General features: G+C 46.0%; 7 protein-coding genes and 2 tRNA genes. 5 read left to right on the top strand and 4 right to left on the bottom strand.

The window, feature by feature from the left end:
• Window positions 1-301: 301 nt before the first annotated feature.
• From ACTNCK_RS11210 to ACTNCK_RS11200, 3 genes are all read right to left on the bottom strand, one after another.
• Window positions 302-391 (bottom strand) — tRNA-Ser (locus tag ACTNCK_RS11210).
• 174 nt (window positions 392-565) lie between these two features.
• Window positions 566-651: transfer RNA gene (locus tag ACTNCK_RS11205), tRNA-Ser, on the bottom strand.
• Window positions 652-726: 75 nt separating this feature from the next.
• Window positions 727-2,193: a flagellin N-terminal helical domain-containing protein gene (locus ACTNCK_RS11200; protein WP_441082806.1), complete on the bottom strand. Its 1,467-nt coding sequence runs from the start codon at window positions 2,191-2,193 to the stop codon at window positions 727-729.
• A gap of 199 nt (window positions 2,194-2,392) precedes the next feature.
• On the opposite strand from ACTNCK_RS11200, the gene ACTNCK_RS11195 reads away from it, so the two are divergent.
• On the top strand, window positions 2,393-3,349 hold the full coding sequence (locus ACTNCK_RS11195) for a 3'-5' exoribonuclease YhaM family protein (protein WP_441082805.1): 957 nt from the start codon (window positions 2,393-2,395) through the stop codon (window positions 3,347-3,349).
• Between the two features lie 319 nt (window positions 3,350-3,668).
• On the opposite strand, the gene ACTNCK_RS11190 is transcribed toward ACTNCK_RS11195, so the two are convergent.
• Window positions 3,669-4,595: a hypothetical protein gene (locus tag ACTNCK_RS11190; RefSeq protein WP_441082804.1), complete on the bottom strand. Its 927-nt coding sequence runs from the start codon at window positions 4,593-4,595 to the stop codon at window positions 3,669-3,671.
• A gap of 152 nt (window positions 4,596-4,747) precedes the next feature.
• Here ACTNCK_RS11190 and ACTNCK_RS11185 point away from each other — a divergent pair, with 152 nt between their 5' ends.
• The 4 genes from ACTNCK_RS11185 (at window position 4,748) to ACTNCK_RS11170 (ending at window position 8,839) form a co-directional block, all read left to right on the top strand.
• Window positions 4,748-5,524, top strand: coding sequence for a zinc-ribbon domain-containing protein (locus tag ACTNCK_RS11185; RefSeq protein WP_441082803.1), 777 nt, complete (start codon window positions 4,748-4,750; stop codon window positions 5,522-5,524).
• A gap of 15 nt (window positions 5,525-5,539) precedes the next feature.
• Window positions 5,540-6,247: a YARHG domain-containing protein gene (locus ACTNCK_RS11180; RefSeq protein WP_441082802.1), complete on the top strand. Its 708-nt coding sequence runs from the start codon at window positions 5,540-5,542 to the stop codon at window positions 6,245-6,247.
• A 12-nt stretch (window positions 6,248-6,259) separates the two neighbouring features.
• The gene (locus ACTNCK_RS11175; protein ID WP_441082801.1) at window positions 6,260-7,675 is read left to right on the top strand and encodes a zinc ribbon domain-containing protein; all 1,416 of its coding nucleotides are present in this window, start codon (window positions 6,260-6,262) and stop codon (window positions 7,673-7,675) included.
• A 129-nt stretch (window positions 7,676-7,804) separates the two neighbouring features.
• Entirely contained in the window at window positions 7,805-8,839 is a 1,035-nt protein-coding gene (locus tag ACTNCK_RS11170) for a branched-chain amino acid aminotransferase (protein WP_441082800.1), read from the top strand.
• Window positions 8,840-8,943 lie beyond the last annotated feature (104 nt).

The raw sequence follows: 8,943 nt of genomic DNA, 5'->3' as shown, positions 1-8,943 counted from the left end.
TTCCTATTACTGTTCTTAAAAGGTTTCGAGTTGCACTCGAATGATATTTCTCTTAGAAATCTTTCAAGGTTGTTTCACTGTTCAGTTGTCAATGTCCTGCTGTCCTTTTCGCGACAGCTCATTTAGTGTATCACTTTGTGAGCTCCTTGTCAAGGACTTTTTTTATTTTCTTCTTGGAAGACTTTCGCTTCTCGGAAGATTTTCTCTGTCGCTCTCTCGGGCGACTTGTTTATCATACTACGGTGTCGCTTGTTTGTCAAGCACTTTTTAAAACTTTTTTCAAAAGCTACCGCAGATGAAACGGAGAAGGAGGGATTTGAACCCTCGCGCCGCTGTTAACGACCTGCACCCTTTCCAGGGGTGTCCCTTCGGCCAGCTTGGGTACTTCTCCAAAATGGTGATCAACAGATATAGCTTAATAAGCCTCCGCCGATCTGCATACTTAGCTGTCCTACCTTATTATTATCAGTTGTATCTGCTCTTGTATCTGGCCATCAGAACCAACTGTGAACCATGATCCGAGCAAAATACTGACCTGCCGCCATAGGCGGCAGGTCACCTGAAGCGGAGAGGGTGGGATTCGAACCCACGCGCCCTTTCGGACAAACGGTTTTCAAGACCGCCTCGTTATGACCGCTTCGATACCTCTCCTTACCGCTCTTACGCGCGGAACGTGTTATATATTATCATCTTCGTCCGCCCATGTCAAGCAGTTTTTTAAAAAAATCACTGCAAAAGCTGAAGAGCCAGATTTGGCAGCTCATTTGCCTGTGACAGAGCAGATGTTCCAGCCTGCTGCAGCACATTGTCCTTGGTGAATTCCACCATCTCCGTGGCTATATCTGTATCGCGCAGCTTGGAAATAGCTGTGTTCATATTTTCACTGGCATTATCAAGGCTTGATATAGTGCTGTCAAGTCTGTTTGAAAGTGCACCGATCCTGGCTCTGTTCTCATTCACCTTTGAAATAGCAGAATCAAGGCGGGCAATGGCGACAGATGCGCCACCTGTCTTTGTTACGTCAAGATCATCTATATAAAGACTCTTCGTGTCCATCGCATCTATTCTGGCGCGTACCTGCTGTCTGGTATTTGCTCCGACCTGAAGATCCATAGGACCGATATCGGTCACATCTATCCTTGCTGTGCCTTCCTTGGTCTTGGCAGATGTGGTCTTTTCCTCTTCCTTATCTACCACAAAGCTGATCTCAAAGCCATTATTGTCTGATACTGTGATCCTTCTGCCATCAGTTGCTGCAGTTGCAGTAGCATCAAATCCGCTCTTAATGGTTACTATTGAGTCCGTGCCCTTTGCCGGATTTGCTGTATTGTCAGCCAGTCCGAAATATTTTGCCGCATTGACAGAAGCCGCATTCTTTGCGTCAGTCTCTACTACAACGCTTGCATCCTTTCCCCAGGCAGTCCCTAATACCTGTTCATGCTCGTCATTGTAGGCTCCCGACTTCAGACTAATGGTCTTCTTTGTAGCATCATTCTTATCTGTGTTCACATCAGCTGAAACATTGCCATATTCACACTGCTTCCTAAGCTCCTCGATGGCCTCCTCCTGAGTCATACCAGCCTTCAGGGTGACTTCTCTTCCATTTACCTTGAAAGTCCCTGCCGCATCAGCCGGCACACTGCCATTGCTCACCTCGGCTTTTCCGGAAAGCTCAGCACGCGTAGCAGCTTTATACTGCACCTCATAGGTCCCTGCCGGAACCGAATCCGAGACCGAAAGTCTCGATACGTCATCTGCATAGGCCTTTCGGTCGAGAGTTCCATCAAGAAGGTTCTTGGTATTGAACTCGGTGGATGATGAAATTCGGTCGATCTCACTTCTTAAGCTTGTCATCTCAAGCTGGATCGCCTCCCTGTCGGAATCAGTATTTGTATCATTAGCTGCCTGGACTGAAAGCTCTCTCATCCTCTGAAGGATGCTTGTAGTCTCTCCAATCGCCCCATCAGCAGTGTTCAGAAGAGATACTCCGTCAGCCGTATTCTGACTGGCCCTGTCAAGCCCCCTGATCTGGGCACGCATCTTGTTGGAGATAGCCATTCCTGACGGATTATCCTTTGCGTGATTGAGCTTGTATCCGGAGGAAAGCCTCTCCATGGATGCGGCCAGCGATGTTTCGTTACGCAGCAGATGCTTGTTTGCTATCACTGCGGAGATATTATTATTTATTCTCATAAAATATCCTCATCAAATTGTCTTAATCAGATTTACAACTTATATATCGGGCTCTTATCCAAAAAGTTTATATATGAGGCTTCGCTTTTATAGGCCCTGTCATAAAGCTGACTCTGTTTTTAGCAAAAAAGGTTGTGCCTGCGTGATAAAAGAGTTAAAATATCATTTGAATAATTATGCGTAAGAAACAGGAGATCAGATGAAGTATATAAATACTATTAAAGCTGGAGAACAGGTCCGGGAGACCTACATGGTAAAGGAAGTAAAGCAGGCCGTCACAAAGAACGACAAGGAGTACTGGAACGTTATGCTTCAGGACAAGACAGGCTCTGTAAATGCAAAGGTCTGGGACCCTACCTCCCCGGGAATAGAGGAATTTTCGAATCTCGATTATATAAACATAGTTGCCGATTCCCAGGAATACAAGGGGCAGCTGCAGCTTATCATAAGGCAGGCTACAAAGGTCGATGCTGCCAGCGTGTCCTCCTCGGACTACCTTCCTTGCTCCGAATATGATATAGATCAGATGTTTGATGAGCTTATGAACCTTATCAATTCGGTAAAGACTGACTATCTGCATGAGCTTCTGATGTCCTTCTTTGGTGATGAAGAATTCAGCAAGCACTTCTGCTTCTGCTCAGCCGCCAAATCCGTTCATCACAACTTCGTCGGTGGTCTTCTCGAACACACACTTTCTGTAACAAGAGTCTGCAACTTCTTTGCCAGGCATTACGCCTTTCTTGACAGAGATCTCCTGGTGACAGCCGCGATCTGTCATGATATAGGAAAGGTATATGAGCTTTCTCCTTTCCCTGAGAATGATTACACAGATGACGGCAATCTCCTGGGCCATATTGTAATGGGTACTATGATGATACGGGATCATATAAAGGAAATCCCTCATTTCCCTGCCGTGAAAGCCAAGGAGCTTGAGCACTGTATACTTGCCCACCACGGCGAGCTGGAATTCGGCTCTCCTAAAAAGCCTGCCATATGCGAGGCTATGGCACTTTCATTTGCTGACAATGTAGACGCCAAAATGCAGACCATGAAGCAGGCCATCTACGACTCTCCAAGCACCTCCCTTGCATGGAAAGGATATAATAAGTTCCTTGAGTCTAATCTGAGAGCGACGTCGGAGGCTGAAAGCTTGTAGGCGAGAGCAAGCCAAAAGCGCAGCTCAAGCCACAAGCGAGGCCGCTGTCTGAGATTAGCGAGAACGAGTCGAAGACGAAGTTCGAGCTTAACGAAGACAGCTTCCTTGTTAGCGAAAGCAAGCCGCAGGCGCAGCTTGAGCTTAGCGAGCAGAACTTCATTATTATCGAGAACAAGTCGAAGACGAAGTTCGAACCTAGCGAAGAGAACTTCCTTAGCAAAATAGGTCAGAGGTGCGAGGGGTTAGGGGCGAGTTGATCTGATACTAACAAGGCCCTGATCCTGTATGTTTTACCTTCATTCTGATACTTGTAAATCTCTTATACCCTAACTCCTATCCTCTCCCTGACCACACAGACCCCCACAAACGCGCCAATTCCGATTAGTATCTCTAATGGATAGATAAGCAGCGCTTTCTCTGGCACCAGATAAGCAAGCACCATGACTGCTCCGGCCGGCGGCACCATTGGTCCGGCATTATAGAAGACGACGAGAAATATCATCGTAGAGATAAGCACTGCCAGGAGTGTGAAGCAGGCTGGCAGGCCAGCAAAGAGAAGACGCACCCAGGCGCCTGACGCAGATGATAGGAGCATCAGCATTATCACCCTTATCGGATGAAGACGGATTACCCTGTTGTTGTGGGCTGACAGTTCTGTAAAGGCGACAAGGAGAGGCGGAGCCGCGATGAATCTAAGCCCTGTGCCAAGAGCTATTGCAATCATAATAGAAGCCATTATGATCCGAAAGACCGTAAGAGAAGGTTTTATCGACCTCTCCATCGGTATATATTCCTCACTTCCCTTTATACCCATTTTCTCAAGAAGCTTTCTTATCCCTATTATTGTCAGAGAAAAGATCACAAGTGAAATAAGATACCATATGGATCTGGTCTGAAGCAGGACCGGGAGCACCAGAGCTGAAATCATAGGAACAAATGACGTCCCGGAAAGCGACTGTATCAGAAGAGCCGCTATATATCCTGTTATCATCTGTGCCATTACCGGCAAGGGAAGAAATCTGACTATTCCCATGCCAATGACTCCTCCGACTAGAAGCAGGGCAAACATCCTCCTGCCATTCGTCATCCATGACCTGTGCGGAGTCAGAAACATTCCGGCAGCAATAGCTCCGACCTCCGGAAAGATCACCTCCCTCTCATCAGACATTATCGACAGAAGCACCATCATAAGCACTACTGCAAGATAGCAGATGATCGAAATGGTTCTCTTTTCTGTATCACTCATCTTATCCTCCTGAATCCAGAATAAATATACATATAGTCTATCATATTTTCTCACTATCCATAAGGTCTGATTTACTTGAATGCAGCTTTTTATTATGTTATAATTTTTTGGACACAAAGACAACACATTTTTTCGGCAGAGGAGGAAACCAAATGGCATTTTGCGGAAATTGTGGAAAGAAGCTCCCGGATGGAGCAAAGGTTTGTCCGTTCTGCGGCGCTCACGTAGAGGATGATATGACTACAAACCAGTCAAATGCAGAGGTTGACCCTGGAGAAGAAAACAGCAGTGACCAGGCAAAGCAGCCTGTAGGTCCAATGGATGTCTCACAGGACCAGCAGTCTAAGAGCAATGCTTCTTCTGATCAGCAGGTCAACAGTGGCTTTGGCCAAGAGAATCAGCAGCTTGGCAACGGTTATAGACAGCAGAATCAGCAGTTTAACAACGGTTATGGACAGCAGAATCAGCAGTTTAACAACGGTTATAGTCAGCAGAATCAGCAGTTCAATAGCGCTTATGGTCAGGGACCATACCAGCAGGGCCCTTCAAAGGCAAGTCAGACCCTCAATTACATGGGAGCGAATATGAACCGCCTCGTTCCTAAGTCAAACAGTGAGGGACTTGAGGTTGCATGCTTTGTAATGGCTATCCTTTCAATTAAGTTCTCACTGGGTCTTATAGGACAGGCATCAAACATAGCAGGACTTGTTCTAGGCTGCATAGCTATGGTCCTCCTTCTTGTAAATAAAGAGAATACCTCCAACAAAACAGTACAGACCCTTGGCCTTATACTTTCTATCTCAGGCATCGTTCTATCTGTAGTTGGAATAATACTTGTAGCTGCACATGTTCCGGAGCTGCTTGTTGCACAGTATCTGATGAAAAAAGCATCGTCTCTCGAAGAACTGTTCAGCAACTTCGATTACTGATATGGAGGGTAAAATATGAGTGATAAGACTCCAAAACCTTCCCGTCTGCCGAAGGGTGTTATAATAGCTATCATAATAATAGCGTCTATTGCTGCTCTTTGTATTGGTTTACTTATCGCTTCAAGGCTTGGGCTGATAAATACGCCATTCGTTAACAAGGCAAGAACATCAAAGGATATGGCTGAAAAGAATAATGCAGAGGCCAGAGTAGACGCTACCGTGATCGACCAGCCCGTGGAAAAGCTTACTGACTACTCTTCTCTCGCCGGGGATATCAAGGAGAGCAAGAGCTCTACCACAGTGGATTCAGGCAAAACAGATTCTGATTATGATGAAGATGAAGATGATTATGAATACGATGAAGACTTGTACACAGATGAGGCTGATGATTACGATGAAGACTCGTACACAGATGAGGATGAGGATTCAGATAAAGACTATATCCTCGCTGACAGCTCAGACAAATCTATATCCAAAAGCGATATAAAGTCTCTTAGTAACTATGATCTCCGCATTGCCATCAATGAGATCTACGCAAGGCATGGATACACCTTTCAGGCCGCTGATCTGAATGATTACTTTAATAATAAGGACTGGTACGAGCCTGACTCCTCTCTTACTGATATGAATGATGTAAAGATTTCCAAGATCGAGAAAAAGAATCTCGATAAAATGTCGGCAGAACGCTCTAAGAGGAAGAAGGATGGCGACTGGCCATACTGATCGGAGGAAGCGATGAAATATTGTAGAAACTGCGGGGCTCCAGTGGCTCCGGAAAATAAATTCTGTAAAAAATGCGGCGCTCCGGTCAACAGATCAGTGACAGGAAGCCAGGGCACTGATAATAAGGGGCAGAATCAGGTAGATGGCCTCCCTTATCAGGCAGGTCTAAATAGTGGCCAGTCCTCGGCACAGACAAGACAGTACGGCACTCAGGCTTTTGGACAGGGAAGTCAGAATGCTGGCCAGGCTTTTGCACAAGCACCTCAGAATGGCTCTTTTGCCACAGCAGCGGCTAAGCCTGTAAACAAGAAGCTTATAATAGCCGTTGTTGCCGCTGTATGCGCGGCAGTAGTCCTGATCCTTGGGATCCATTTCTACCGCCATACCTATATTATCAGTGATTTCGTCAAGGTAAAATGCGAAGGATATGACAAATATGGATCCGCCTGGGCCTATATCGACCAGGATAAACTAAGCAGAAAGCTTTCAAAGCTGTACGGGCTGTCTGATAAGGATCTTGAAGATTATTCAGACCTTGCAAGTCTGGGTGGAGACTTCAAAAAAGCCATGCTCATCGAATCATTTGTAGACAGCATAGAGCCCGAGGTAAAGACCAAGGCTCAGGGAAAGCTTGCAAACTCTGATGAAGTTGTTGTAAAAGTCAAATACAGCAAGGCTTATGCCAAAAAGCTGGGGCTTCACATATTTGGATTAAAAAAGGCCGTAACTGTTAATGGATTGAGTGCAGTAGATGTCATTGATCCTTTCGAGGATGTAAGCATAAGCTACGCCGGCGCTCTTCCATATCTAACCCCTGTGATCGATACAGATGACAGCGACTTTAACAACTATGATTTTTCTGTAAGCAGTGATCAGGGTGTAACTGATTCCGATGGCAGGCTCTACCTTACAAAGAAGGGTCAGGAATTTACCGTTACATTTGAGGGCGACACAAGTCCTTCACACGGACATGTCTATTCTCCTGCCAAAAAGACCTTTAAGGTCGGAAAGACAGACACTCTTGTAACAGATCCTACAGAGCTCAACGCATCTGACAGAAAGCAGCTTGCAGGACATGCCAGTAAATACCTGCGCGACCAGTCGGACGATATCAAAAGCCTTAAGTTTATCGGATGCGTGACGGCAGTCGCTAATTCGGCAGACGATATCAACGACTATCCTGAAGAATGTATAGTGCTTTTTAAGGCTAAGTATGATGACTGGTTCGCTGATGATCTGACAGGCTATACATACGTCGAGTTCCCTAATGTAGCAAAACAGTCAGATGGCTCCCTCTGGTATAACTCAGGTCAGGATGATTCAAGGCTGCAAAGTCCATATGATTACTATTCCAGCACTGACAATCTTTTAAACGATCTGATTACTGCGGGCTACGAGATAAAGGCCGACAGTTCGATCAGTTCCTGACAAAAGGACCGGCTTTTAACAGCCGGTCTTTTACTTTGTAATTTTTATCCGATCCAAAAAAACTTCTTTCATAATCGCCCAAAAGGTGTATAATTATAAAAGCAATAAATTTACTAGGAGGTAAAAGAAATGAGACCAGAAGACATTGACTGGAGTAACCTGGATTTCAACTACAGACAGACAGATTACAGCTATGTTTCCATGTACAAGGATGGTAAATGGGATGACGGAGAGCTGACAAAGGATCATACAGTCACTATGAGTGAGTGTGCCTGCGTGCTCCAGTATTCACAGTCCTGCTTCGAGGGACTGAAGGCTTATCATACTAAGGACGGCAGGATCGTATGCTTCCGTCCGGATGCAAATGCTGCCAGGATGCATGATTCCTGCGAGCGTCTTGAGATGCCCGCCTTCCCTGTCGACAGATGGGTCGAGGCCGTTGAGAAGGTTGTAAAGGCTAATGAGGCCTGGGTCCCTCCTTTTGGAAGCGGTGCTACTCTTTATATCCGCCCATATATGTTCGGATACAATTCTGTAATAGGCGTTAAGCCAGCTGACGAGTATATGTTCCGTATTCTTGTAACTCCTGTTGGTCCATACTTCAAGGGTGGGCTGAAGCCGGTTGAGGTTATGATCCCTGATTTCGACAGAGCGGCTCCTCACGGCACCGGCGGTATCAAGGCAGGACTTAACTATGCTATGTCATTACATCCTATCATGGAGGCTCACAGGAAGGGATTCAATGAGAATATGTATCTCGATCCTGCCACCAGAACAAAGATCGAGGAGACAGGCGGAGCCAATATCATCTTCATAAAGGACAAGGGAAAGACTCTCGTGACTCCAAAGTCAGATTCTATCCTGCCTTCCATTACCAGAAGGTCTCTATGCTATATCGCTGAAAATCTGCTTGGCATGAAGGTAGAGCAGCGCGAGATTCTTCTCTCTGAAGTTGAGGACGGCGAGTTCGATGAGATGGGCCTTTGCGGTACAGCCGCTGTTATCTCTCCTGTCGGACGTATCAACGACCATGGAAAGATCACCAATATAAAGAGCGGAATGGACGAGATAGGGCCTACACTGGCCAAGCTTCGCAGCACTCTTACTGGTATCCAGGAGGGCGAGATAGCTGATCCGGATAACTGGGTGCATGAGATTAAGTGAGGTGAGAGGTGTGAGGTGTGAGGTTTGAGGAAACAGAAGCCAAGAGTTAGGGCTCAGAGGTCCAGTAGTTAATAAACAATAATAGTTTTTTGAATGAACAGTTC

Source organism: Candidatus Weimeria sp. HCP3S3_B5, assembly GCF_052064335.1.
In the GTDB taxonomy this organism is placed as follows: Bacteria; Bacillota; Clostridia; order Lachnospirales; family Lachnospiraceae; genus Weimeria.
The sequence above is the reverse complement of the archived record's forward strand: the minus strand, read 5'-3'. Positions and strand labels throughout refer to the sequence as shown.